The 26726-nt window shown below is 57.3% G+C and carries 23 protein-coding genes; 8 read left to right on the plus strand and 15 right to left on the minus strand.

All coding sequences use genetic code 11. The features are described 5' to 3' along the window. Positions 1 to 124: 124 nt before the first annotated feature. The 15 genes from G5149_RS00240 to G5149_RS00310 form a co-directional block, all read right to left on the minus strand. Positions 125 to 2038 (minus strand): ABC transporter ATP-binding protein, encoded by a 1914-nt coding sequence (locus G5149_RS00240; protein ID WP_216978786.1) that lies wholly within the window; start codon positions 2036 to 2038, stop codon positions 125 to 127. A gap of 73 nt (positions 2039 to 2111) precedes the next feature. Continuing rightward, positions 2112 to 2342 (minus strand): glutaredoxin family protein, encoded by a 231-nt coding sequence (locus G5149_RS00245; protein WP_216978785.1) that lies wholly within the window; start codon positions 2340 to 2342, stop codon positions 2112 to 2114. Continuing rightward, the gene (gene rlmKL / locus G5149_RS00250) at positions 2342 to 4537 is read right to left on the minus strand and encodes a bifunctional 23S rRNA (guanine(2069)-N(7))-methyltransferase RlmK/23S rRNA (guanine(2445)-N(2))-methyltransferase RlmL (protein ID WP_421211049.1); all 2196 of its coding nucleotides are present in this window, start codon (positions 4535 to 4537) and stop codon (positions 2342 to 2344) included. The genes G5149_RS00245 and rlmKL overlap by 1 nt, the downstream gene beginning before the upstream one ends. 141 nt (positions 4538 to 4678) lie before the next feature. Then, positions 4679 to 4804, minus strand: coding sequence for a type B 50S ribosomal protein L36 (ykgO, locus tag G5149_RS00255; protein WP_005336596.1), 126 nt, complete (start codon positions 4802 to 4804; stop codon positions 4679 to 4681). Beyond that, the gene (locus G5149_RS00260) at positions 4805 to 5068 is read right to left on the minus strand and encodes a type B 50S ribosomal protein L31 (RefSeq protein ID WP_005336598.1); all 264 of its coding nucleotides are present in this window, start codon (positions 5066 to 5068) and stop codon (positions 4805 to 4807) included. Between the two features lie 372 nt (positions 5069 to 5440). After that, positions 5441 to 5977, minus strand: coding sequence for a cell division protein ZapC (locus G5149_RS00265; protein WP_421211051.1), 537 nt, complete (start codon positions 5975 to 5977; stop codon positions 5441 to 5443). 90 nt (positions 5978 to 6067) lie between these two features. After that, positions 6068 to 7078, minus strand: coding sequence for a quinone-dependent dihydroorotate dehydrogenase (gene pyrD, locus G5149_RS00270; RefSeq protein WP_421211053.1), 1011 nt, complete (start codon positions 7076 to 7078; stop codon positions 6068 to 6070). Positions 7079 to 7155: 77 nt separating this feature from the next. Further along, positions 7156 to 11994: an NAD-glutamate dehydrogenase gene (locus G5149_RS00275; RefSeq protein ID WP_421211055.1), complete on the minus strand. Its 4839-nt coding sequence runs from the start codon at positions 11992 to 11994 to the stop codon at positions 7156 to 7158. 278 nt (positions 11995 to 12272) lie between these two features. Then, positions 12273 to 12494, minus strand: a complete 222-nt coding sequence (locus G5149_RS00280) for a DUF2835 family protein (protein ID WP_005345441.1) — start codon at positions 12492 to 12494, stop codon at positions 12273 to 12275. 68 nt (positions 12495 to 12562) lie between these two features. Further along, positions 12563 to 15187 (minus strand): aminopeptidase N, encoded by a 2625-nt coding sequence (gene pepN / locus G5149_RS00285; RefSeq protein ID WP_421211057.1) that lies wholly within the window; start codon positions 15185 to 15187, stop codon positions 12563 to 12565. 143 nt (positions 15188 to 15330) lie between these two features. Continuing rightward, on the minus strand, positions 15331 to 17346 hold the full coding sequence (prc, locus tag G5149_RS00290) for a carboxy terminal-processing peptidase (protein WP_005345439.1): 2016 nt from the start codon (positions 17344 to 17346) through the stop codon (positions 15331 to 15333). Positions 17347 to 17354: 8 nt separating this feature from the next. Next, a complete protein-coding gene (gene proQ, locus G5149_RS00295) occupies positions 17355 to 17993 on the minus strand; it encodes an RNA chaperone ProQ (protein ID WP_421211059.1) in 639 nt (212 codons plus the stop codon). A gap of 102 nt (positions 17994 to 18095) precedes the next feature. After that, positions 18096 to 18554 carry a GAF domain-containing protein gene (locus G5149_RS00300; RefSeq protein ID WP_005345435.1) on the minus strand — a complete coding sequence of 153 codons (459 nt, stop codon included), beginning with the start codon at positions 18552 to 18554 and terminating at the stop codon, positions 18096 to 18098. 93 nt (positions 18555 to 18647) lie between these two features. Beyond that, complete coding sequence (locus G5149_RS00305; RefSeq protein ID WP_421211060.1) at positions 18648 to 19109, minus strand: hypothetical protein; 462 nt, start codon at positions 19107 to 19109, stop codon at positions 18648 to 18650. Between the two features lie 110 nt (positions 19110 to 19219). Continuing rightward, complete coding sequence (locus G5149_RS00310; protein WP_148344940.1) at positions 19220 to 19399, minus strand: hypothetical protein; 180 nt, start codon at positions 19397 to 19399, stop codon at positions 19220 to 19222. Between G5149_RS00310 and ccoN the strand changes: the two genes are divergently transcribed. The 8 genes from ccoN to G5149_RS00350 all read left to right on the plus strand — a co-directional run bounded on the left by ccoN (position 19391) and on the right by G5149_RS00350 (position 26726). After that, positions 19391 to 20815 carry a cytochrome-c oxidase, cbb3-type subunit I gene (gene ccoN, locus G5149_RS00315; RefSeq protein WP_005336616.1) on the plus strand — a complete coding sequence of 475 codons (1425 nt, stop codon included), beginning with the start codon at positions 19391 to 19393 and terminating at the stop codon, positions 20813 to 20815. The two genes, G5149_RS00310 and ccoN, sit on opposite strands and share 9 nt — an antisense overlap. A gap of 16 nt (positions 20816 to 20831) precedes the next feature. Beyond that, the gene (gene ccoO / locus G5149_RS00320; RefSeq protein WP_021230095.1) at positions 20832 to 21446 is read left to right on the plus strand and encodes a cytochrome-c oxidase, cbb3-type subunit II; all 615 of its coding nucleotides are present in this window, start codon (positions 20832 to 20834) and stop codon (positions 21444 to 21446) included. 10 nt (positions 21447 to 21456) lie between these two features. After that, on the plus strand, positions 21457 to 21636 hold the full coding sequence (locus G5149_RS00325) for a CcoQ/FixQ family Cbb3-type cytochrome c oxidase assembly chaperone (RefSeq protein ID WP_005336620.1): 180 nt from the start codon (positions 21457 to 21459) through the stop codon (positions 21634 to 21636). Further along, a complete protein-coding gene (ccoP, locus tag G5149_RS00330) occupies positions 21636 to 22616 on the plus strand; it encodes a cytochrome-c oxidase, cbb3-type subunit III (protein WP_047435046.1) in 981 nt (326 codons plus the stop codon). Before G5149_RS00325 ends, ccoP begins: the two co-directional genes overlap by 1 nt. Positions 22617 to 22757: 141 nt before the next feature. Beyond that, a complete protein-coding gene (locus tag G5149_RS00335; RefSeq protein ID WP_005345427.1) occupies positions 22758 to 23258 on the plus strand; it encodes a FixH family protein in 501 nt (166 codons plus the stop codon). 86 nt (positions 23259 to 23344) lie between these two features. Continuing rightward, a complete protein-coding gene (locus G5149_RS00340) occupies positions 23345 to 25729 on the plus strand; it encodes a heavy metal translocating P-type ATPase (protein ID WP_421211061.1) in 2385 nt (794 codons plus the stop codon). A 138-nt stretch (positions 25730 to 25867) separates the two neighbouring features. Continuing rightward, positions 25868 to 26056, plus strand: a complete 189-nt coding sequence (gene ccoS, locus G5149_RS00345) for a cbb3-type cytochrome oxidase assembly protein CcoS (protein WP_005336630.1) — start codon at positions 25868 to 25870, stop codon at positions 26054 to 26056. Continuing rightward, complete coding sequence (locus tag G5149_RS00350) at positions 26040 to 26726, plus strand: sulfite exporter TauE/SafE family protein (protein ID WP_019446375.1); 687 nt, start codon at positions 26040 to 26042, stop codon at positions 26724 to 26726. The genes ccoS and G5149_RS00350 overlap by 17 nt, the downstream gene beginning before the upstream one ends.

The following is a 26726-nucleotide window of genomic DNA, read 5'->3' on the forward strand; positions in this document are numbered from 1 at the left end:
AATTCTGCATCGGTCGCTTTCATCTTTACTCCTGCGAACGCACTCGGTCAAACAAAAACTTCCACCCTAACCGGGCTATGTGACACAAGGCACTGAACTGGATTAAGTTTTAATTACAGGGAACTTACTCCTGATTTTTGAGTCCTTCCAGCTCTTCCCAGCGAGCAAATGCCTGCTCCAGCGCGGCTTCAGCGGCATTGAGCGCATCCAGTTTCGGCTGGGTTTTATCTGCCGGCAGCGAGAAGAACCCGGGCTGGTTGATCTCGCTTTGCAGCGCATCCAGCTCGGCTTCCAGCTGCTCAAGACGAGCAGGCAACCCTTCCAGTTCAAGCTGCAGCTTGTAGGAGAGCTTCTTGCTCTTCTTCGGCGCTTCTGGCGCGGCGGCAACGACCGGCTCCGGGGCCTTGACCGGTGCACTCTTGGCCTGTTGTTGAGCGTTCTGCTGTTCGCGGGTCGCCATCATGTCGGCGTAACCACCCACGTAATCGCTGATGCGGCCATCCCCTTCAAACAGCCAGCAGCCGGTCACTGTGTTGTCGATGAAGCGACGATCGTGACTCACCAGCAGCAGGGTGCCGGGATAGTCGGAAAGCAGCTCTTCCAGCAGCTCCAGGGTTTCCACATCCAGATCGTTGGTCGGTTCATCTAGGATCAGTAGGTTGCTGGGTTTAAGGAACAGCTTTGCCAGCAGCAGCCGGTTCTTCTCGCCACCGGAGAGCGCCTTGACCGGGGTACGGGCCCGCTTGGGCTCGAACAGAAAGTCCTGCAGGTAACCAAGAATGTGACGGGAGCGGCCGCGCACCATCACCTCCTGCTTGCCCTCCCCGACGTTGTCCACCACCGTCTGCTCGGGATCGAGCTGCTCGCGGTACTGATCGAAGTAGGCAACCTCCAGATTGGTGCCCCCCTTGACGGTGCCACGGGTCGGCTCAAGCTGCCCCAGCAACAGCTTGATCAGGGTCGATTTGCCGCAGCCATTGGGGCCGACCAACGCAATCTTGTCGCCACGCAGCACTTGCAGATTGAGCTCCTTGAACAGGGTGCGATCGCCAAAGTCCAACCCCAGCCCTTCGGTCTCGAACACCAGCTTGCCGGAGCGATTGACCTCGTCCAGTTGCAGCTTGGCCTTGCCCTGCAGCTCGCGGCGCTGGGAGCGCTCCATCCGCATCGCTTCAAGGGCGCGCACCCGGCCTTCGTTACGGGTACGGCGAGCCTTGATACCCTGCCGAACCCAGACCTCTTCCTGGGCCAGCTTGCGGTCGAATTCGGCATTTTTCAGCTCTTCGACCCGCAGCCACTCCTCTTTCCCCTGCAGATACTCGTCGTAGTTGCCCGGCCAGGAGGTGATGGCGCCGCGATCGAGATCGATGATCCGGGTTGCCAGCTTGTGGATGAACTCCCGATCGTGAGAGATAAAGACGATGGCGCCGCGAAAATCCTTGAGGAAATCTTCCAGCCAGTTGATGGCTTCGATATCCAGGTGGTTGGTCGGCTCATCGAGCAGCAACAAGTCGGGATCGCAAGCCAGCGCACGGGCCAGCGCCACTTTGCGCAGCCAGCCACCGGAGAGGCTATCGAGGGTCACGTCAGGATCCAGCCCCAGCAGGGTCAACACCTGACTGATACGGGTCTCGAACTGCCAGCCGTTCTGATAATCGAGCTGCTCTTGCAATTCGCTCATCTTGCGAATATTGGCATCTGACGGATCGCTCGCCAGCTCCATGGAGATGTGGTGGTACTGCTTGAGCAGCTCCCCCACCCCCGCCAGCCCTTCGGCGGCATAGTCAAACACCGTCAGCTCGCTGGAAGCCGGCGGATCCTGCTCAAGGCGGGTCACTTTCAAATCTTGTTGCAGCACCAGACGCCCGTCGTCCAGCGGCAATTCGCTGGCAATGACCTTCATCAGAGTGGACTTGCCCGCCCCGTTGCGGCCAACCAGACAGAGGCGCTCGCCCCGCTCGATGGTCAATTCGGCATTGTCGAGCAGCGGGAAATCACTGAACGACAGACATGCGCCGTGCAATGTTAAAAGAGCCATGTGTGTTCCTTATTTCATATGAAAAAAACGGGCAGCAGACTGGGTCTGCCCCCGTTTTATCGTCAAATCACTCTCACCCCTGACGGGCGGCCCAGCCCTTGAGCTCCACCAGCGTGAAGGGCCAGCCGAGCTCGCGGCCCGCCTCGTCACGCAGCACCGGAATGCGCACCCGATAGGCGGCAAGCCACTGCTCATCATCCATGATGTCGCACTGGCGGGTGGTAGTGGCAAGGCCAGCCGCCTCCACCAGCGCCCACGCCTGTTCGCACAGGTGGCAACCGTCGGTATGAAACAGGGTCAGCATCACACCTCGCCTTGCTCCGGCGCATGGGTGATGATCCAGCAGTTGTGGATGTGCTGGTTACGTTCGAAATCCTTCGGTCGCGTCTTCTGGGTGATGTTCTGGGCCTTGAGACCAGTGGCCTCGACACCGGCCAGATCCATCTTGAAGTGACGCTTGTTGTTGGAGAAGACCAGAGTGCCGTCCGCCGCCAGCAGGTGCTTCAGGTGCTGCATCAGCAGCAGGTGATCGCGCTGTACGTCGAAGCTCTCGTCCATCCGCTTGGAGTTGGAGAAGGTGGGCGGATCGATGAAGATGAGGTCGTACTGCTCATCGGCTTCAGACAACCACTTCAGGCAATCTGCCTGGACAAACTTGTGCTGACGGCCCACCAGCGAGTTGAGACGCATGTTGTCCTGCGCCCAGTTCAGGTAGGTGCGCGACATATCCACCGTGGTGGTCTCGCTGGCACCGCCAAGACCTGCGTGCACGGTGGCACTGCCGGTGTAGGCAAACAGGTTCAGGAAGCGCTTGCCCTTGGCCATCTGACCCAGCATACGGCGAGTCTGACGGTGGTCGAGGAACAGACCGGTATCCAGATAGTCATAGAGGTTGACCCACAGACGGGCACCGTACTCCTGCACTTCCATCCGGTGCTGCTCTTCGGAGAGCTTCTGATATTGCTGTTTCCCTTCCTGACGCTCACGCACCTTCAGGATCACCTTCTCGCCATCCATCCCGGTCACCTTGATGGCGGCCTGCACCATGTCGAGCAGACGCTGACGGGTCTTCTGGGCGGGGATGTCCTTGGGCGCGGCATACTCCTGCACCACAAGATAGTCCTGATAACGGTCGATGGCGGCGTTGTATTCCGGCAAGTCGGCATCGTAGATGCGATAGCAATCGATGCCCTCTTTGTTGGCCCATTTCTCGAGGGTTTTCAGATTCTTGCGCAGACGGTTGGCAAAGTCCTGTGCCACCTCTTTTTGGGAGGCCACGGAGTCCAGTGCAATCTGGTAGTTGCGCAGCTGACACTCGAGGGCACCGTTGAACAGGCGATATTGCTTGTCGGCGCGCAGGCGCAGACAGCTAAGCAGCTCGGGGGATGCGGACAGAATGGAGACTCTCCACCCCTGGAAGCTGCGACGCAGAGCATCACCGAGGGCCTGATGCACTTCCAGCAGCGCCGGGAACTCGCCAAGACGCTCGCCATAAGGCGGGTTGGAGATGAGCATACCGACCTGACGGGCCTCCCCTTGACCTTCTTCCCCTTCAACAGCGGCAGACATCGGCAGCGGGTTTTCCAGCTTGGTGACGTCGGCCTGCCTGAAGGTGATGAGATGGGCCACACCGGCTGCTTTGGCGTTATCACGGGCTTTGAGCAGCACACGCTGGTCGGCATCACAACCAAACAGTTTGACTTCGCAACGCTGCATGCCACGTTTGGCGCGTACTTGCGCTTCCATCATCAGGCTTTGCCACAGCTCGCTATCGTGCTGCAGCCAGCGATCGAACCCGAAGCGCTCGCGGCGCAGCGCCGGTGCCATGTCGGCGGCGATAAAGGCCGCTTCAATCAGCAAGGTACCGGAACCACACATGGGGTCCATCATGGGCTCACCGGCCCAGCCGCTACGGGTAATCATGGCGCAGGCCAGGTTCTCTTTGAGCGGTGCTTCACCTGTGCCCTGACGATAGAAACGCTGGTGTAGCGCCGGGCCTGACAAGTCCAGCGTGATATTGGCCTTGCCCTTGCCCAGGTGCGCCATGATGCGAATATCCGGCGACTTCTTGTCCACGTCAGGACGCACGTGACCGCGCTTGGTGAAGCGGTCGACGATGGCATCCTTGATCTTCAGCGCGCCATATTGGGTATTGCGAATGGCAGGGTTGGTACCGGTAAAGTCCACCGCGATGGTAGAGGTGCCGGAAAAGTGCTCTTCCCAGGGTATGGTGTGGGCGCCCAGATAGAGATCCAGATCGTCGTTCATCTGGAATTCGGAGAGCACCAGCACGATGCGGGAGGCAAAACGGCTCCACAGACAGGCCTTGTAGCCAATCGCCAGTTCGCCTTTGAAATGGACGCCAGCCACGGTCTCACGAACCTGCTCTGCGCCAAGATTGGTCAGCTCATCGGCCAACAGGTTTTCCAGCCCCTTGGGGCAGGTTGCAAAAAATTCTTTCATCACGCTCACGGGGAACCCATAAAAATAGTGGCGCATTATACCTCATCAGGCGGGCTGGAGCATGCAAAAGTCGGCGCAAACAGCAGGATGGAAACAGATTGATAGGTGGCGAATAAAGGTAAAAGACCCCATGACTACCCGATGGGGAGATCATGGGGCCAGACATCATTTAGCGGATCACTTCATACGAGCCTTGAAACGGGGATTGCTTTTGCAAATGACGAACAATTTGCCCCGACGGCGCACCAACTGACAATCGGGATGACGTGCCCGTGCGGATTTGAGTGAACAGACGACCTGCATTCAGGACTCCTTCTTGCTTGAAAATGCGCCAAAGCGCTTGTTGAAACGGGCCACACTCCCCTCACTCGATACCTGCTTCTGCTTGCCGGTATAGAACGAGTGCGACTGGCTGGAAACATCGAGCGACACATAGGGATACTCCTTCCCGTCTTGCCACGTATAGCGGCGATCGCTCTTGATGGTTGACCCGACCAGGAAAAAGGCATCTGCTGCCGTGTCATGGAACAGCACCAAACGATAATCCGGGTGAATATGAGGCTTCATGGCAACTCCATTTTGTTATGTTATAACAAAATGTAAGTGAGAATAGCTCTCGTTTCAAGCATAAAATGTCGTATGAAGAAAATCGCTTCAGTGAGTGATGTGTTGATACTGAGGTGGAGGCACTACGCCAGCGGAAAGAAACAAGAGGGAGGCTCCATACTTGCAGCACGGAAGGCCAAGACACTGCGTGGGTCAAAACACAAGGTGCAAGTGAGTGTAACAAGCCTCAGGAGAGGCTGAATCATAACCATCAATGAGAATAGGCAAGATGTTCGCGGTTCAATGAGATATCAGAAACGAGATGCTACAGAGGTGAAAACAGTAAAAGAGACGCGGTGTAATAACAGAGATGAAACGATTGATGAAATTATATCAACTGACCTTACGGTATTGCTCGGTCACGGTAATACGCGGTTTCATCCGGTTATTCATCACCTTGATCACCCCGAAACGCGGCAAGGTTTTACTGGTGGTCAATACCAGCTCGGCAGTGAGGTTCAAACAGACGCTGGCCTGCTCCCCAGCCTCAATGACCATAAATTCACCGTTGCCATGGGGTGTATTCATCAAGACCAGATCACCATTTTGCGGGATCACTTGCGGATGCTGTTCACTAAAAAACCAGCTTTGCGGCATCAGGGGTTTATAAAAACGACTGACCGCGATGGCATTAAGCACCAGCTGTACCTGATGGGGAATACTCCACTCGAGTTCGGCTGCTTTATCCATCAATTGATAATAGAGGGCTGCATCATCGACACAAAAAGGTTGGGTCGCAAACGAGCTGGGCACCAATTGTCGCCCTTTATACTCGGTCGCAAATAACATGTTATCAGACAGGTCCAACATCAGACGGTCATTCTGGGCATCATAGTGCCATTGCCAGCTATCGGTCGGTTGAATAAACATGTTGGAGCCCTTACTTGATAATTACCAGTTGACTTTATTCCATATGCAGGAAATCAGCAACGTCAAATAAAGGGCTCCTCCATCTATTTCTTAAATATTGGTCACAATCTCTTTGACCAGCCTCGGCCCTTTATAAATAAAGCCGCTATAAATTTGTACCAGACTGGCACCGGCAGCCAGCTTTTCACGGGCAGCCATGGCACTATCAATACCACCCACCCCGATAATTGGCAGAGCACCATTGAGCGCCTTGGCCAGATGACGGATCACCTCGGTACTCTTGTGCTGTAGCGGACGACCACTCAGGCCACCCGCTTCACCGGCGTGGGGCATGTCATAAATCATTTCACGCTCGAGGGTGGTATTGGTGGCGATAACCCCATCAATACCATTCCGTACCAACGAAGCGGCCACCTGATCTATTTCTTCAAGGCTTAAATCCGGGGCAATTTTAACCGCCAGCGGCACGTACTTTTTATATTGGGCGGCCAGCTCTTGCTGACGCACCTTGAGGGCGGCCAGCAACTCATCCAGCGCCTCGCCATATTGCAGCGAACGCAACCCCGGGGTGTTGGGGGAAGAGATATTGACGGCAATATAACCGGCATGATCATAAACCTTGTCCATGCAGATCAGGTAATCATCCTTGCCCTGCTCGATGGGAGTGTCTTTGTTCTTGCCGATATTAATGCCGATGACCCCCTGATATTTGGCCTCTTTTACCTTGGTCACCAGATGATCCACCCCCTTGTTGTTGAATCCCATCCGGTTGATGATCCCCTCTGCCGGAATAACCCGGAACAAGCGGGGCTTGTCATTGCCACTCTGGGGTCTGGGGGTGACGGTACCGACCTCGATAAAGCCAAATCCCATGGCGCCCAGCGCGTCAATACACTCACCATCTTTATCCAGACCGGCCGCCAATCCCACCGGATTGGCAAAAGAAAGCCCCATGACAGTGACGGGGCGTTTCGGCAAATTCTGGCGGAAGAAACAATCGAGTGGCGTACCGAGAAGGCGGGGCAAATATTTCATGGAGAGATCGTGAGCCTGTTCCGGATTGAGCTTGAACAGGAAATGCCTGGCGATGGGGTACAACATCTTTGCTCCTTAAAGAAAGCCCCGGCAACTGGCCGGGGCTTTGGGTGTAATGTCGGTGCCATGCCTTAATCTGGTAATTAAAGTGCCCGACAATTCAACTGGAGCAGGTTCAACTCTCGCAAGGCCACCGAGAACTTGGCGAACTCGTGAGTGCTGGTGGTCTTGAAGTCGGCCAACATATGGGTCCAACGGGACAAGAGTTGCTCATGCTCCGAAATCCAGTTGGCCAGTATGGTAGCGCATTCTCCCTCTCCTTTGCACCCTTCCAGTACCACAGAAGTGAGACTGCGTTGCTGCCAGTCCAGATCTTCGCGGAAGGAGGCTCGCGCCATCGCCTGCCAGTGGTTGCCGACCGGCTGATGGTTGATCTGGTCGAGGAACCAGTGCAGATCCAGTTTGGCACCGAGGCGATAGTAGACATTGGCGGCGCGCAGGATATCGGTCTTGTGCTCCGCGGCAATCTGCGCCAGATCCAGGCTGGAGAAGAGGCTGCTCATATGGGCGACCTGACGGGCAATGGCCTCCGGCACCTGTTTCTCCATCCACTTGGCAACAGCCTGACGATGCTCGGCCACTTCGCTCTCATCCATTACCTCGTAGAGGTGTTGAGCGAGGGTCTCGAACGCCGGGCGGAAGAAGGCGATGTTCTCGCTGATGCTCCAGCTGCGATTGCGGGCACGCAGGAACCAGCGGGTGGCACGGCGCACGATGCGGCGGCTGTAGAACATCAGCTCGAGCTGAGTCTGGGCATCCACCAGGTTGTCGCACCCTTCGATATCGCGCCACAACTGGTTCATGCCAAACACTTCGCGGGCCATGGCAAAGCAGCAGGCCACTTCGGCGACTGACGCACCGGTCTCGTCCTTCATCCGGCTGGCGAAGTTGAGCCCCATGTCGTTAACCAGCATGTTGGCAACCCGGGTAGCGATGATCTCGCCGCGTAGCGGGTGATCGGCCAGCTGGGCACCAAACTGCTGCTGTACCTTGGCCGGGAAGCTGGTGACCAGCATGTTGGCGAGGAAGGGCTCGTCGGTCACTTCCGGGCAGTTGAGCTGCTCTTTCAGTACCATCTTGCCGTACGCCACCAACACCGCTAGTTCGGGGCGGGTCAGCCCCTGCCCTGCCGCCATCCGCTCGGAGAGCTCCTCATCGGATGGCAGGAACTCCAGTGCACGATCGAGCTTGCCTTCCCGCTCCAGCCCCTGAATAAAGCGCTGCTGCTCTTTAAGTTGTTCAGAACCGCGGAAGCTGGTGACCGAGATGGACTGGGATTGACGATAGGCGTTGGTGATCACGATCTGCGCCACATCGTCGGTCATCTCATACAGCATCTGGTTGCGCTGCTTGAGGGTCAGATCCCCTGCCGCCACCAATTGGTTGAGCAGGATCTTGATGTTCACCTCGTTATCGGAGCAATCCACCCCGCCCACGTTGTCGGTAAAATCGGTGTTGATGCGACCGCCCTGACTGGCGTACTCCACCCGACCGAGCTGGGTGAAGCCGAGGTTGCCCCCCTCGCCCACGATGCGGGCCCGCAGATCGCGACCATTGACTCGCAGTGCGTCATTGCTGCGATCGCCCACTTCCCCATCGCTCTCGCGAGCGCTCTTCACGTAGGTGCCGATGCCGCCGTTCCACAGCAGATCGACATTGAGGCAGAGCAGCGCCTTGATCAGCTCGTTTGGGGCCATGCTGGCCTTGTCGGTGCCGAGCAGGGTCTGCATCTCGGGGCTCAGCTTGATGGACTTGGCAGAGCGCAGGAAGATGCCGCCCCCTTGTGATATCAGCTCGCGGTTGTAGTCATCCCAGCTGGAACCCGGCAGATCGAACAGGCGCTGGCGCTCGACAAAGCTCTTGGCCGCATCCGGAGTGGGGTCGACGAAGATGTGCATGTGGTTGAACGCGCCCACCAGCCGGGTGTGCTCGGAGAGCAGCATGCCGTTGCCGAACACGTCTCCCGCCATGTCGCCGATCCCGACGCAGGTAAAATCGGTGGTCTGGCAGTTGACGCCAATTTCACGAAAATGCCGTTTGACCGACTCCCAGGCGCCACGGGCGGTGATGCCCATCTTCTTGTGGTCGTAACCGACCGAGCCACCGGAGGCAAACGCGTCGCCCAGCCAATGGCCATATTCGAGGCTTATTTCGTTGGCGATGTCGGAGAAGGTAGCCGTGCCCTTGTCGGCGGCCACCACCAGGTAGTAGTCATCCTCGTCGTGACGCACCACGGATTTGGGCGGGATCACCTCGCCGCCGATGATGTTGTCAGTCACATCGAGCAGACCGCGAATAAACAGGCGATAACAGGCCTTTCCCTCCTCCTGAATGACGGCGCGGGTTGCCCCCACCGGCATCTGTTTGCAGTAGAAACCGCCCTTGGCCCCCACTGGCACAATGACGGTGTTCTTGACCTGCTGGGCTTTCACCAGACCCAGTACTTCGGTGCGGAAGTCCTCTTTGCGATCTGACCAGCGCAGACCGCCACGAGCTACTTTGCCCCAGCGCAGATGTACCCCTTCCACTCGCGGCGAGTAGACGAAGATCTCGAATTTCGGCAGCGGCAGCGGCATGTCGGTGATAGTGGAGGGAGCCAGTTTGAAGGAGATGTAGGGCTTGATGTTGCCCGCCTTGTCCAGCTGGTAGTAGTTGGTACGCAGGGTAGCGTCGATCATCTCCACATAGCGGCGAATAATGCGATCGTCGTCCAGGTTGGCCACCTGATCCAGCTTGGTGGCAAGCTGCTCGTGCAACTTGGCCTGTACCTTGACGTCCTGCTTGCCGGCCGGATCCAGGCGCTGTTCAAACAAGGTGAACAGCAGCTGAGCAATCTCCGGATAACGGGTCAGGGTCTCTTCAATATAGGACTGGCTAAAAGAGACGCCGGTCTGACGCATGTATTTGGCATAGGCGCGCAGCACCGACACCTGGCGGCCGGTGAGACCCGCCCCCAATACCAGCCGGTTGAAGCCGTCATCTTCCAGCTGCTTGTTCCAGATGGCAGCAAAGGCCTGCTGGAAGCGTTGCTGACTCTGGGCCAGATCAAAGGGCTGCTCGCCGTGCAGTAGCATGGAGAAGTCGAGGATCCAGAACAGATCGCCGCCCGGAGTGCGAACCTGATACGGGGTTTCACCGATCACCCGCAGCCCCATGTTCTCCAGCATCGGCAGCACGTCTGAGAGGTGAATGGGTTCGGTGCGATGGAACAGCTTGAGCCGTACCCGACGATCGTTCTCCTCCTCCTGTGCGCGGTAGAACAGCATGCCGAGTGGCTCGGCTTCGCTCAGGTTATCGAGCGCCATGATGTCGGCCACGGCCGAGCCAGGCAACACATCCTCCTTGTAAGCACGGGGGAATGCGGTGCTGAAACGGCGGCGCAGCTCGTTGCCACGGGCCTCGCCATAGTGAGAGAGCAGCACGGAGTCGAGTCTGTCGTCCCAGCTGCGGGCCGCTTCAATCAGGTTGTTCTGTACTTCGTTCACATCCACATCCACGTTGTTGTTGTTGACCCGCACTATGTAGTGGGTCCGCGCCAGCACGCCTTCGGTGAAGTAGACGTTGAACTCCACCTCTTCATTGCTGCCAAAATATTTCTGCAAAATTTGCTGGGTCTTGATCCGCAGCGCCGTGTTGTAGCGCTCCTTGGTGACATAGACCATGCAGGAGAAGAAGCGACCATAGACATCGCGGCGCACGAACAGTCGCAGCATGTCCCGCTCCTGCATCTCCAGCACCCCAAGACCGGTGGCCAGCAGCTCCTCTTCACGAGCCTGGATCAACTCATCGCGGGGATAGGTTTCCAATACGTTCAGCAGCGCCTTGTAGGCGTGGGAGCCCTTCTCGTGACCGGAGGCGGCCATGATGCGTTCGAGACGATGGCTGATGAGCGGGATCTGGGTCGCGCTGGTGTTGTAGATGGAAGAGGCGTAGAGGCCGATGAAGCGATCTTCCCCGATCACCTTGCCATGCTCGTCAAAGCGCTTGATGCCGATGTAATCCACATAAGCCGGACGGTGCACCCGGGACTTGCTGTTGGATTTGGTGAGGATCAGCAGGTCAGAACTCAGAGCGGCGTGACGGGCGCTGGCCGGCATATTGCCAAGGCGCTGACCCACCTCCTTGATGGAGTTTTTCATCAGCCCAAGGCTGGAGCTCGCCTGCGGCAGGATCTCGTGATCCCCCTCCACTGCCTTGACGTCGTAACGGCGATACCCCATCAGGGTGAAGTTGTGGGCAGCCACCCATTTGAGGAAGGCAACGCAGGAGGCCACCTCCTCCTTGCTGACCGGGTGCTTGCGCTTGGGCAGTTCGTCAATGATCTCATTGAGCTTGGCCAGCATGGGCTGCCAGTCGCCCACTGCCAGCGCCACTTCACCAGCCACCGAGTTGAGCTCGGCAGCCAGCGCGGCCATCTGCTCCTCGCTGGTGAGGTGATCGATCTCGATAAGGAAGGCCGTTTCAACCGAGGTCTGCCCATCGGTGTTGTCGAGCGCCAGAATGGCGTCAATCTTGCCATCCGCTCCACGAATGAGGTGCAGCGGTTGGTGCAGCATCATGTGGGCGGTGATATTGAGTCGCTTGAGCGCCATCCGGATGGAGTCCACCAGGAAGGGGGAGTCCTGCAGGATCACCTCGACGATGGTATGGGGCGATTGCCAGCCGTGACGGATCAGTTCGGGATTGTAGACCCGGATGTAGGGATCGGTACCGCTGCGCTGATTGAGGGCATTCCACAGGCTCAGGGCCGCGCCGTAGAGATCGCTGTCATTGCGATCGTGCAGGTCGGAGCTCGCCATGTTGCCGTAGAACTTGGCAACGAAGCGTTCGACCAAAGAGGCACTGTTTTTGGGCAACTTCTGATGGATCAGGCTGAGAACGTTTTCGAGCAGAACTGAGGTAGGGGCGTCTTTCAATGCCATTTTTATATTCCTTATCGGACGACATTAACCACCGACGCAGAGGCAACCACCCTGGTTACCCGCTGGTGCAGAGTTGTTGCGAAGTGTAATGGCTTGGATAAGGGAAGGCGAGGAAAGGTGATAACGAGATGTTAAAAACAAGGTGCAGATCACGGCTTAAACTGTGAGAAATTTTGCAAATAACCAAAAATACAGAAATTCCCACTACCTTTATGCCAGTTTACCGGATAGATAGTGACGCAAAGCAGATAAACAGTCGGTAATCTGTTCGATTTTTGTTAATTTATGCGTTCGAGACTGATAAAGCGGTAATCGTCCTGGGTTTTCAGCCGAAAGTAGCCATGCACACCATTGATGGCGACAAAGGGCCGTATTTTTTCTATACCAAGTTCCAGGGTCAATCCCTGTTCGCTACGCACCACCAGCCGTCTGACGTGGCCCTGATACATCAGCATCACCTCATCGCTATTCAATGAGAGCCGAAAAGTAAACTGCTTCACGCTTGCTCCTGATCACACGACAAATCACACAATGGGGCAGGAGCGTAACGCTCCTGCCCCATCGACACTTACTGCTGCAGCGCCTTGCTGACCTTCTCGAACAGATCCCGTGCCAGCCCCTCAAGGTTGGCAAGACGGGTCAGCTCGGCGCGGATCAGCGCCTTGCGCGCCTCATCCAGTCGCTTGAACTGGATAAGCGGCGTGATGAGGCGGGAGGCCACCTGCGGATTGACTTCGTTGAGCTCGATCAGCAGATCAGTCAGGAAGCGGTAACCGCTGCCATCCACCGCATGGAACTGCACCTGATTGCTCATGGCGAAGCTGCCGATCAGCGCCCGCAGCCGGTTCGGGTTGCGAATGCTGAAGGTAGGATGATTCATTGCCTGCTTCACTTCGCCGAGCACATCGGCAGCCGGCTTGCTGCCAATCAGCCGCAGCCAGTTGTCCAGCACCAGTCCATCCTTGGCCCACTTGCCCTCGAAGTCGGCCAGCAGCGCAGCGCGGCATGGCAGCAGATAGCCGTTGGCCACCTGCAACGCCGCCAGGGTGTCGGTCATGTTGTCGGCGGTTGCGTACTGCTCGCGCACCAGCGCATCGGCATGCTCCGCATCCAGCGCAGCCAGATAGCCGAGCACCACCCCTTTGAGGGCCCGCTTGGCCATATCGGCGTGCACCACCTGATAGCAGCTCAGACGCAGGCTCTGATAGGTAGCCGCCAAGCGCGCGCCAAAGGCCTCGGCAAGACGGGTGTGGATCGCGTCGCGCACCTGATGGATGGCATCGATATCGGCCACCTCGAACAGCTCGGCTAGGGTCGCTTCACCTGGCAGCGCCAGGATCTCCGCCTTGAGGGCCAAATCCAGCTCGCTGTCGTCCAAAATGGCGACGAAAGCGGCCAGCAGGGTTTGGGAGAGCTCAACCCCCTGCCCGTGTTGCACCCGCGCCACCCCGTCGATGACCGCTTTGTTGATCAGCATCTGGGCGGCATCCCAGCGGGCAAACTCGTTGCGAGCAAAGCGCATCAGGAAGGCGAGCGCTTCATCGCTGTAGTCATAGTACAGCTTGACCGGCGCGGAGAAGTCCCGCAGCAGGGAGGGAACCGGCTTGACCGGCACCTGATCGAATTCGAAGGTCTGCTCCGCTTCGAGCACATCGAGCACGTTGCCGATGGCCTTGCCCTGATATTGCAGCGCGATGACGGCACCTTGCTCGTCATAGAGCTCGATATCGAAGGGGATATGCAGCGGCAGCTTCTGCGGCTGATCCTGAGTCGGCGGGGTGTGCTGGCTCACATGGAGGCGATAGATACCGCTGGCGGCATCGTACTCGTCGGTGACGGTCAACTCGGGGGTACCGGACTGGCTGTACCAGCGGCGGAAACGGCCGAGATCGACACCGGATGCATCCTCCATCGCCTGCACGAAATCATCGCAGGTGGCGGCCGAGCCGTCGTGACGCTCGAAGTAGAGGCGCATACCGGCCTGGAAGGCCTCTTCACCTAGCAGGGTGTGCATCATGCGGATCACTTCCGACCCCTTCTCATAGACGGTCAGGGTGTAGAAGTTGTTCATCTCGATCACCACATCCGGGCGGATCGGATGCGCCATGGGGCCGGCATCTTCGGCAAACTGCGGGCCGCGCACGGTACGCACGTTGTTAATGCGGTTGACGCCGCGGGAGCCCAGATCGGAGGAGAACTCCTGATCCCGGAATACCGTCAGCCCCTCTTTCAGGCTGAGCTGGAACCAGTCGCGGCAGGTGACGCGGTTGCCGGTCCAGTTGTGGAAATATTCGTGACCGATCACCCGTTCGATACCGTGGTAGTCGCTGTCGGTGGCGGTGGCCGGGTTGGCCAGTACGAACTTGGAGTTGAAGATGTTTAGCCCCTTGTTCTCCATGGCGCCCATGTTGAAGAAGTCCACCGCGACGATCATGTAGATGTCGAGATCGTACTCGAGGCCGAAACGCTGCTCGTCCCAGCGCATGGAATTGATGAGGCTCTCCATGGCAAAACCGGCGCGATCGAGGTTGCCCTTGTCGACGAAGATCTCGAGGGCCACTTTGCGGCCGCTCTTGGTGGTGTAGTGGCTGCGCTCCACATCGAAATCACCGGCCACCAGCGCAAACAGGTAGCTCGGTTTGGGGAAAGGATCCTGCCACTGCACGAAGTGACGGCTGCCATCCAGATCACCGCTGTCGACCTTGTTGCCATTGGATAGCAGGAAGGGATATTTGGCTTTGTCGGCGGTAATGCGGGTGCTGTAGCGCGCCAGAATGTCGGGGCGATCCAGATAATAGGTAATGCGACGAAAGCCCTCAGCTTCACACTGGGTGCAGTAGGCATCGCCAGACTTGTAAAGCCCTTCGAGTGCGGTGTTGGCGGCCGGATCCAGCAGGGTGACAATGGTCAGCACACATTCGGCCGGCAGGTTGAACAGGGTCAGACTGCTCTCGCCTTGCTCGTAGTGGTCACAGGGAATGCCATCGATGGCAATGCTCTTGAGGGTCAGCTGCTCGCCATCAAGGACCAGCGGCGCATTGTGCTCGCCGTTGCGGCGAATGCGGGTGATGGCAGTGACCTGGGTCAGTGGTTCCTGCAATTGGAAATCGAGGTCGATAGTGTCGATCCAGTAGAGCGGCGCCTGATAATCCTGGCGATATTTGGCCGTCATGGCCTGGGAGTGATCGGTCATTATTGTCTGCTTCCACGCTTGTTAAAGGCGAGAAAGAGGCTGTCACAACCAACTGGCGGGGTCAAACGATTTGCATGACGTCAGATGTGCCAGATAAAAAGAAAGGGCGACCGCAGTCGCCCTTGTGCATGATGGGTTGCCTGTCAGCTGCGTTTGCTGTCCATAGCCAGATCCGCCGTGATATTGGCCGCTTCGATGAGATACTCATCGGGCGCTTCAAAATCAGCGGGCAGTTCGTCCAGGCTCTTGACTGCCGGCTTGCCAAGACGTGCCAAGCGCTCATTGGTACGTTTAAGCGCTTTCTCATCCTGTTTCGCCTGCTCTGCAACACGCTCCGCCTCGTTGAGGGAGACCGACTTCTTGTCTTTCTCCTCCTTGTAGTCAGCGATGTCCTGCATCACATAGGCAAACTCGGGATCCTTGGCGATCCGGGCATCGTGGGCAGCCTGCAACTTGGGCAGCAGACTGGTGAAATTGCCGAGTTTCTCGTAGTTGGCTGAGGCTATCTTGTCCCAAGGCAACGCATTAAACTCGCGGCTTTCGCCCGTCTCTTCCGGCGCAACCGGTGTCGGGAAGCTGATATCCGGCGCAACGCCCTTGTTCTGGGTACTGCCACCATTGATCCGGTAGAACTTGGCGATGGTGTACTGCACGTGACCCAGCGGCTGCTCGTAGAAGTCATAGACCTTGGCGAGGCTGCGATGTTGTTGCACCGTCCCCTTGCCGAACGAGTTTTCCCCCAGGATCAGGGCGCGACCATAATCCTGCATGGCGGCGGCGAAGATCTCGGAGGCAGATGCACTGTATCTGTCGATCAGCACCGACATGGGACCGCCGTAATAGACGTTGCCATCATCGTCACCGTTGACCGTAATACGACCCATATGATCCCGGATCTGAACCACAGGACCGCTGCCAAAGAAGAGACCGCTCAGGGCAGAGGCTTCGGTCAGGGCTCCGCCGCCGTTTCCGCGCAGATCGATGATCAAACCATCGATCTTCTGCTTGTTGAGGCTGGAGAGCTCCTTGATCACATCATCGTGCAGATTGACGTAGAAACTTGGAATCTCGATGACACCGATCTTCTTGCCTTCGGCGGTGATCACCTTGGACTTGGCTGCCCGGTCTTCAAGGCGCACCTTGTCACGGGTCAGCTCGATCTGTTCGGTCTTGGCGGTAGCGCCCTTGCCGCGCTGAATTTCAAGCTTGACCTTGCTCCCCTTGGGTCCCTTGATGAGCTCGACAACGTCATCGAGACGCCAGCCGATCACATCAACAATCTTGCCATCTTCCTGTCCCACCCCGGTGATCTTGTCATCAGGCTTGAGGTGGTTGGATTTGGCAGCAGGACCACCGGGTACCAAGGAGCGGATGACTGTAAAGTCATCTTCCGCCTGCAACACGGCACCGATCCCTTCCAGCGAGAGGTTCATCTCGGTGTTGAAACGATCGGCACTGCGCGGTGAGAGGTAACTGGTGTGGGGTTCGATGGCGCGAGCGAAGGAGTTCATGAAGAGCTGGAAGACATCTTCGCTCTCGGTCTGGGACATTCGCTTGATGGCGTTGTTGTAACGCTTGCCAAGCAGCTCCTTGATCTCGGGCCACTCCTTGCCGCTGAGTTTGAGGCTCAGGGCATCGAACTTGACTCGCTGACGCCACAGCTCGTTGAGCTCTGCTTCATCTTTGGGCCAAGCCGCACCTTCTCTATCGAACACATAGTTGTCGGGCTGGGTGAAATCAAAGGGAGTGTCAAGCAGTTTGAGGGCGTATTCGAACCGCTCATAACGCCGTTGCTGACTCAGGTTGAACATCTCGTAGGCGGGTGCCAGACGGCCTCTTTCGAGGTCGGTGTCAAAACCGTTACGGTATTTTTCAAAACGGCTGATATCAGAGGCCAAAAACAGGTTGCGACTGTAGTCCAGATTCTCCAGATATTTATCGAAAATCACGGAGGAAAAGGCATCATCCAGCTTGAACTGTTTGTAGTGCGAGCGGGTAAACAGATTGGTAATTCGCTTGCTGGCCGTAGCATGTTGGCTCTCTTGAGCCAACACAGGCAAATCACTCTCCTTGAGCACCGGCTCGATGGCCTGTGCAAGCCCGGCAAGCGCCAGGCTACAGGCAACGAGGGAAAAACGAATTACGCCATGCTTCAACATTTGTCTCCTTAGAGAACCAAGTGCTCTGATTTGACCCGCACCATCATGCCGGTCTGCAGTTGGACCTGTACATCGTCCTTGGTCACTTCCTTGATGGTTGCCGGAACCGGGAATTTACCCATAACGACGCGCACATCCTGGCCCACTTTCAGCGTAGCGGCATCCACTTTAACAAGCGGAGCTTCAGCAGCGGGCACTTTGGCGGCAGCCTTCGGCTTGGCAGCGACATCAGCCTTCTCGGTTTTGTGCACAGCAGGGCGACGAGGCTTCTTGGCCTTCTCATCCTTCTCTTTGGTATTGGTACGACGGCTGGCGAATACGCGCTCTTTGCTCTCTTTCAGAGCTTGCTTGGCGTGCTCGATGTGCTCTTCGGTCAGCAGTTCACCCGGATTACCATCCAGATCAACGCGAGCCTGGCCAGCTTTGAGTCCGTGCAGGTAGCGCCAGCTGGAGGTGTATTGACGCAGTGCGGAGCGCAGCATGGTCTTGGAGACTCTGGCATCGTCAGCAAGACGCTCGGCCAAATCCTGGAAGATGCCAATCTTGAGCGGCTTGGCCTCTCCTTCAGCAACGAAGCAGGCCGGGAATTTCTCGACCAGGTAGGCAACGATCTCTTTACTGTTCTTCAGCTTCTCAGTGTTTTCCATGTATAACCTTGGCTTTCATATAAACGCACGGGCACGTCCCGAGCACAACAAAGGCCCCATTATAGAGAGCTTGGGGCCTTTTGCGAACCATCTAGCAATGACTTAGAGCATGCTTTCCAAAATTTGCACTGTTTCTTCAAGACCAATTCGATCTTGCTGGTCGAAACGGTTAAAAACTGGACTATCGATATCGAGTACCCCGATGATCTCGTCACCGCGGCGCACCGGGATCACGATTTCCGAGTTGCTCGCGCCATCGCAAGCGATGTGACCGTCGAACTGGTGGACATCATCAATGAGCTGGGTTTTCCCCTCTGCCACTGCTGTGCCACACACCCCGCGGCCGACCGGGATCCGCACACAGGCCGGTTTGCCCTGAAACGGCCCCAATACCAGAGTCTCGCCCTGCAACAGATAAAAACCGACCCAGTTGATCTCCGTCAGCTCCTGATTCAGCAGCGCAGACAAGTTGGCCATATTGGCAATCAGATCGGTTTCGCCCTCCAGTAGTGCCTTGGCCTGCTGGTTGAGGGTGCGATAAAATGGTTGTTTTTCAATCATGATTAAATGCACTTCACTCCCTGATGGTTTGGGGAAGGTAACGCCTGCCAGGGAAATTTCAAATATTTTTTCCACTCTGCCACCATTGAACGATTATTCACGGGCAACAGAGAGGGCCAATTGCTGGCGTTGGCCATTGCTCCATTCAATATTGAGCAACCAGACCATGACCGGAGAGGTACAGCTTCCTACCTGTGTTGTACCCTGCCATCCTCCCGCGACTTGTTCAAAGTTCACCGGAATGGTCCCCATAAACATATCTCGCCCTTCCAGCCAGGCTTTTAACGGCTTGATTTCCGGGTCGCCCCCTTGGATATCTATTGCAAAGTCATGTTCGGCACGTAGCGGTAACACCTTGATGGCCACCGTTAGTGGCTTGTTACCAATCAATGCGCTGCAAGGTGTGTGGGAAAGATCACAAATCTGATCTTTTGTCTGGCCAGCAGTCATGCTGTTATCGGCCGAAAACCAGGTGCGATAGGCCACCAGCGCCAATAGCAGCGCCAATACAAGTGCAAGGTGCAGTACTTTACGTGCGGTAAGTCTCTCTTTCATCAAAAAACGTCCGTTTAAGATGCAATTAAAATGTTTTTTGTGATCTCGAACAAGGTAAAAAACGGCCAGAACGATACCGGACGGAACCAAATATATCACTGTTTATACTGTTATTTTACCTGTCGCTTCAGTATCATTCCCATGCAGTTTTCATTTAGCCATCTTTTGCTTTTCCTTTCGTTAACAGGCGTTAACAACTGGTTGGCGGTGGCTTGATGGAGCCAGTCCGGTTTTCCGGATAAAACATCAAACAACAGCAGCATCGGAAGCGGAATATAACGATGAGCCATACAACTAACCATCCTGAGTACAACTACACCGTTGTTCGCCAGTTTACCGTCATGACGATTGTCTGGGGAATTGTCGGCATGTCGGTTGGCGTACTGATCGCAGCCCAGTTGATCTGGCCTGCCCTCAACTTCGAAACCCCCTGGCTGACTTACAGTCGTCTGCGGCCCCTCCACACCAACGCAGTGATCTTCGCCTTTGGCGTCAGTGCCCTGATGGCCACCTCGTTCTACGTGGTACAGCGCACCTGTCAAACCAGACTGTTTGGTGGCCCGTTGGCAACCTTCGTCTTCTGGGGCTGGCAAGCCATCATTCTCTCTGCCGCCATCTCTCTGCCGCTGGGTTACACCTCCGCCAAAGAGTATGCCGAGCTGGAGTGGCCGATTGATATCGCCATCACTGTGGTATGGGTCGCCTATGCCATCGTCTTCTTCGGCACACTGATGAAGCGCACCACCTCCCACATCTATGTGGCGAACTGGTTCTTCGGCGCCTTCATCATCACCGTTGCGGTGCTGCACATCGTCAACAACATGGAAGTGCCGCTCTCCGGCATGAAGTCCTACTCCATGTACTCCGGCGCCATGGATGCAATGGTGCAGTGGTGGTATGGCCACAACGCGGTAGGCTTCCTGCTGACCGCCGGCTTCCTCGGGATGATGTACTACTTCGTGCCCAAGCAGGCGGGTCGTCCGGTTTACTCCTATCGCCTCTCCATCGTGCACTTCTGGGCGCTGATCTCCCTCTATATCTGGGCCGGTCCGCACCACCTGCACTACACCGCACTGCCTGACTGGGCTCAGTCGCTGGGCATGGTGATGTCCCTGATCCTGTTCGTACCCTCCTGGGGCGGCATGATTAACGGCATCATGACCCTCTCCGGTGCCTGGCACAAACTGCGTTATGACCCTATCCTGCGCTTCCTGATCGTCTCCCTGTCGTTCTACGGCATGTCGACCTTCGAAGGCCCGATGATGGCGATCAAAACCGTTAACGCCCTCTCCCACTACACCGACTGGACCGTCGGTCACGTTCACTCCGGTGCGTTGGGCTGGGTTGCCATGGTCTCCATCGGTGCTGTCTATCACCTGATCCCGAACCTGTTCGGCCAGGGCCGGATGTACAGCGTCAAGCTGATCAACGTTCACTTCTGGCTGGCGACCGTTGGCACCGTGCTCTACATCGTTGCCATGTGGATTTCCGGCGTGATGCAGGGCCTGATGTGGCGTGCAGTCAACGAAGACGGCACCCTGACCTACAGCTTCGTTGAAGCGCTGCAGGCATCCTATCCCTTCTATTTCGTGCGCTTCCTGGGAGGTTGCTTCTTCGTCACCGGCATGTTGCTGATGGCTTACAACGCCTATCGCACCATCACTGCGCCCAAAGGTTCTCTGGAACCTGTCGCCCAGCCAGCATGATTGAAGAGGTCAACCCATGAGCAACAATAACCGTCACGAAATATTTGAAAAAAGCGTTCCCATGCTGGTGGTCGGCATCATCTTCGCCATCAGTCTGGGGGGCCTGGTTGAAATCACTCCGCTGTTCTTCCAGAAGCAGACCACAGAGCCGGTGGAGGGCCTCAAGCCTTATACCGCACTGCAGATGGAAGGGCGCGATATCTTCATTCGCGAAGGCTGCACCAACTGCCACAGCCAGATGATCCGTCCGTTCCGTGCCGAAACCGAGCGTTACGGTCATTACTCGGTTGCTGGCGAGAGCGTCTGGGAGCACCCCTTCCTGTGGGGCTCCAAGCGTACCGGTCCGGATCTGGCCCGTGTCGGTGGCCGCTACTCCGACGAGTGGCACAAGGTTCACCTGATCAACCCGCGCGATGTGGTACCGGAATCCAACATGCCCGCCTACCCCTGGCTTGATACCAACGTGCTGACTGGCGAGATGACCGGCAAAAAACTGGCGCTGTTCCGCGATCACTTCGGTGTGCCCTATACCGACGCCGATATTCAGGGTGCTGGCGAAGCCGTGAAGGGTAAAACCGAGCTGGATGCGCTGGTGGCCTATCTGCAATCACTGGGTCATGCCCTGAAATAAGGAGGCGAAAATGGACTACGGCACATTTCGCGGTCTGTATACCTTGCTGTTGATGGCCATCATGATTGGCATCATCGTCTGGGCCTACAGCAAACGCCGCAAGACCTCTTTCGACGAGGCTGCCAATCTGGTTTTTGCCGATGATGAGCAACCCGGTGCTGATAAAAAGAACGCAGGAGCGAAACAATAATGAGCACTCTGTTTAGCATTTTTGTGACTGTCATCAGTCTGGGAACCATCCTCGGCTGCTTCTTGCTGCTGATGTGGTGCCGCAAGGACAAGATGGGTGTTGAAGAAGGCAAATCGATGGGTCACTCCTTCGATGGCATCGAGGAGATCAACAACCCGCTGCCGAAGTGGTGGACTTACATGTTCCTCTTCTTCATCGTCACCGGTCTGGTCTATCTGATCGCCTTCCCGGGGCTTGGCAACTTCAAAGGCCTTCTGGGCTGGCAAAGTTCCAACCAGGACGTGCGCTCGCTGGCAGAGTCCAAGGCTGCAACCGAATCGGCTAAGGCCGAAGGTCGCGCAGTGGAGTATGACCGCGAGGTCGCCAAGGCTGACGAGATCTACGGCGCCAAGTTCCGTGAACTCACCTACGAAGCGGATGGCAAAACCTATCGAGCCATCACCGAGATCGCCAAGGATCCGGAAGCCCTGAAAGTGGGTCAGCGTCTGTTCCTGCAGAACTGCTCCCAGTGCCACGGCTCCGATGCCCGTGGTGGCCGCGGCTTCCCGAACCTGACCGACAGCGAATGGCAATGGGGCGGCCAGCCTGATCAAATCAAGACCACCATCATGGGCGGTCGTCAGGGGATCATGGCTGCCTGGGGTGAAATCCTCGGCAAAGATGGCGTTCAGGAAGTGGCCTCCTATGTGCTGAGCCTCTCCGGTCGCAAGGTTGACCTGGTGGAAGCGAAGAAAGGTGAAGCCCGCTTCGCCATCTGCGCAGCTTGCCACGGTGCCGATGCCAAGGGCGGTATTGCCGTCGGGGCGCCAGATCTGACCAACAACACCTGGCTCTACGGTGGCTCCCGCGAAGTGGTGGTACAAACCATCACCCACGGTCGTCACGGCGTGATGCCAGCCTGGAAAGATATTCTGGGTGAGGACAAGGTTCACCTGCTGGCCTCCTACGTTTACAGCCTGTCCCATCAGCCTGCTAAATAAAGGTCGCTCACATAAGTCGTAACATGTGATAAACACGTGATTACACAGCAAAAAGCCTCGACTCCTCGAGGCTTTTTGTTATCTTGTGTTACGTAAAAACCATCTTCCACGTTAATCATTCGTTTCATGGCAGTAGCAATCATGACCCAACCTCTATCCAAACCGTGGTATCGCCAATTCTGGCCCTGGTTTATCATCGCCCTCCCCACTGCCGCCGTTGTCGGCAGCATCGCCACCGCCATCATCGCCAGCAAGGATGGGGTCAATCTGGTAGCCGAGGACTATTACAAACAAGGGAAAGAGATCAATCAGGACTTGAGCAAGTTTGACCGCTCCGAAGCGCTCAATATCCGCTTTGGGCTGGAGGTTGACGGCAACGAGCTGACCCTCAAACCCATCAGCGGTGACATTCCTGCCGGGCAAGCTCTCTATCTCTCATTGTTCCACCCGACCTTGGCCGGTCAGGACAGTGAACACATGATCACCGCCGATGCGAGCGGTACCTATCGCCTCCATTTCGACAAGCCGCTGGTCGGCAAGTGGCACATTCGGGTCGATGCCTTTGATCACCAATGGCGATTGCAAGAGACCGTCCAGCTGCCCACCCTGGCCCCTGTCGAACTCGACCCGAAAGGACGCTAAGCCATGACCGGCTGTTCTCACTGTGGCGAGCCGGTGCTCGCCAGTGCCCCTGCTGCTTGCATTCTGCATTCAGGGAGGCATAACGCATGACCCCCTGCTTTCACTGTGGCGAGCCGGTACCCGCCAATAGTGGCTATTCCCTCGAGATAAAGGGGATTGTTCGCCCCATGTGCTGCCCCGGCTGTCAGGCTGTGGCAGAAACCATCATGGAGTGCGGCCTCGCCAGTTACTACGATCACCGCACCGCTCCCGGCACCAAGGGCGATCTGGTGCCCGAGGAGCTGGCCGCCCTCACCCACTACGATCTGGCAGAAGTACAACAGGATTTTGTCACCGACAACGGTACCCTTCGCGAAATCCAGCTGACAGTTGAAGGGCTCACCTGCGCCGCCTGTGCCTGGCTTATCGAACGTCACCTAATGACCCTTGGCGGCCTGCGCTACATCAACGTCAACACCACCACCCACCGGGCCCGCATCAAGTGGGATCCGGGCCAGCTCTCCCTGAGTGACATCCTCAAGGGATTTGCCCAGATCGGCTATCGCGCCTATCCGTTCCAGACCCATCAACAGGAGGCGCTCTACGCCAAAGAGGTGCGCAGCTATATGTTCCGGCTGGCACTGGCAGGGCTTGGCTCCATGCAGGTGATGATGTGCGCCGTGGCTCTCTATATGGACCTCTTCATCAGTGTTGAAGATGAGTTCATGGTCTACTTCAAGTGGATAAGCCTGTTGCTCTCCACCCCCATCATGATCTATTCAGCCCAACCCTTTTACGTGGGTGCCTGGCGCAGCCTGAAACAGGGCCATCTGTCGATGGATGTGTCGGTGTCGCTGGCGCTGATCGGGGCTTTTATCGCCTCCATGTGGGCCACCGTGTTCAATACCGGTGAAGTCTATTACGACTCCATCACCATGTTCGTCTTCTTCCTGCTGCTGGGGCGCTTTCTCGAGTTGCGGGCCCGGCGCAAGGCGTCGGAATCGAGCTCCAACCTGGCGCGACTGGTGCCCATCATGGCGACCCGCATCGATGAGGAAGGGGAACATGAGGTAGCGGCCAAGACCTTGCAGGTCGGCGATCGGGTACGTGTGCTGGCTGGCGCCACCTTGCCGGCGGATGGCATCATTGTCGAAGGGCAAGCCAGCCTCAACGAATCCATGCTGACCGGTGAACAGCTGCCCCTGCTCAAACAGCGCGGTGATCAGGTCTATGCCGGTACCATCAACACCGATGCCCCGCTGCAGATCCGGGTCAGCCACCGTATCGAAGAGTCGCGGATCGCCCAGATCATGCGGCTGCAGGATCACGCCCTCGATGATAAACCGGCCATCGCCCAGATGGCGGATCAGCTGTCGCGCCACTTTATTCTGGTGCTGCTGATCATTGCCGCCGCGGTCTGGACCTTCTGGCACTTCCATCAACCGGATCAGGCGTTCTGGGTCACCCTCGCCGTGCTGGTTGCCACTTGCCCCTGTGCCCTGTCGCTGGCCACTCCGACGGCGCTAACCTCGGCCACCGCCAATCTGACCCGCAACGGCATTCTGCTGCGCCGTGGTCATGTGCTGGACATACTGACCAAGGCAAACCGGATCGTGATGGACAAGACTGGCACCCTGACCACCGGTGAGATCAGTCTGACCGGCACCACCACCTTGGCAGAGATGGACGAGACGCACTGCCTCGCCATCGCCCGGGCCATGGAGGCGCAATCCGAGCACCCCATAGCTCGCGCCTTCCGGCTGCCCGCCGACAGTATCAGTGTGCTGCCATCCGCCCGCGAGATCACCCCGGTCATAGGTCACGGCATCACAGCGCTGGTTGATGGCGTACGCTACCGCATCGGCAGTGCCCGCTGGCTTGGGCTGGATCCGGCGCAAGAGCGCGGCCGCGGTCTGGCTATCTATCTGGCCGACGAGCAGCAGGTCTTGGCCCGCTTCAATCTGGAAGATACCCTGCGCCCCGATGCCAGGGCGCTGATCGCGGCATTCAAGGCGGCCGGTCTGCAAACTACCGTGCTGACTGGCGACAGCTCTTTGCAGGCAGACGAGATTGCCCGCGAGCTAGGAGTGGATGAGCTGGTCAAGGGGGTCTCGCCCGATGGCAAGCTGGCCTACCTCAAGGCCCGGGAAGCCCAAGGGGATATCAGCATCATGGTGGGCGATGGCATCAACGACGCCCCGGTACTGGCTGGCGCTCACGCCTCGTTTGCCATGGCTGGTGGCACCGATCTGGCGAAAAACAGCGCCGATGCCATCCTGCTGGCCGATGACCTGAGCCGACTGCTCGAGGCCAGAGTGCTGGCAATGCGTACCCGCAAGATCATCATCGAGAACTTCGCCTGGTCCATCGGTTACAACCTGCTGGTGCTGCCGCTGGCGGCCTGCGGCTGGCTGCCCCCCTATCTGGCGGCGGCGGGCATGTCGCTCAGTTCACTCATCGTGGTAACCAACTCGATGCGCCTCAACCGATGAGACCGGTGGCGGAAAATAGCTGAAAATGTGGCCTGCCTCCAATGCAGGCCACATTTCTCACTGATAGCGGCTGGCCCCCTGCCCAAACAGGGTTACCATAGGGGACACTTGCCAAGGATGAACGCCAAGGTACCTCTCATGAATATAATTTTTGTCCTGATCCCCATCGCCATCCTGTTTGTGATCATCGCCGGGGTCGTCTTCTTCTGGGCCATTCGCTCCGAACAGTTTGAAGATCTCGACCGGCAGGGTTCCAACATCCTGTTTGACGAAGAGCAACCTGCCCACAAACCCGTAAAGCCTGCTGACCATGACCCACAACCTTGATCTGGCCGGCGCCCTGCTGGTCGGACTGGCAGGCTCTGCCCACTGTATCGGCATGTGCGGTGGCGTCTCCGCCGCGCTCTCCATGGCGATCCCCGCCAACAAGCAGCACTTCTGGGGGCGGCTTGCCTATCTGCTCAACTACAACCTCGGCCGGATCCTGAGCTATGTGATTGCAGGTGCACTGGTGGGCGGCCTGCTCGCCACCACCAGCGAGCTGGGCGCAGGCAAACACGCCATCGCCGGCTTACGCCTGGTGGCGGCGTTATTGATGATTGCGCTTGGTCTCTATCTGGCGGGCTGGTGGCAAGGGATCTTGCTGCTGGAGCGGCTCGGCGCAAGACTTTGGCCCCGTATCAAACCGCTGGCGGGCAAGTTTCTCCCCTTCACCTCACCTGTGCAGGCACTGCCCTTTGGCATGGTGTGGGGTTGGCTGCCCTGCGGGCTGGTCTACTCCATGCTGACCTGGAGCGCAGCGGCCGGTTCGGCCAGTGGCGGGGCGCTGATCATGCTCTTTTTTGGTCTCGGCACCCTGCCCACCCTGTTCGCATTGGGCGGGCTTGCCGATCGCCTGAGATACTGGCTCACCCTGCGCAGTTTGCGCCTTGGCGGTGCCCTGCTGCTCATTTTGTTCGGGGTGCATACCTTCTGGATTGGCATTGCTTCCTTTTGA

It is taken from the genome of Aeromonas sp. 600479, assembly GCF_049175515.1.
GTDB lineage: Bacteria > Pseudomonadota > Gammaproteobacteria > Enterobacterales > Aeromonadaceae > Aeromonas > Aeromonas veronii_A.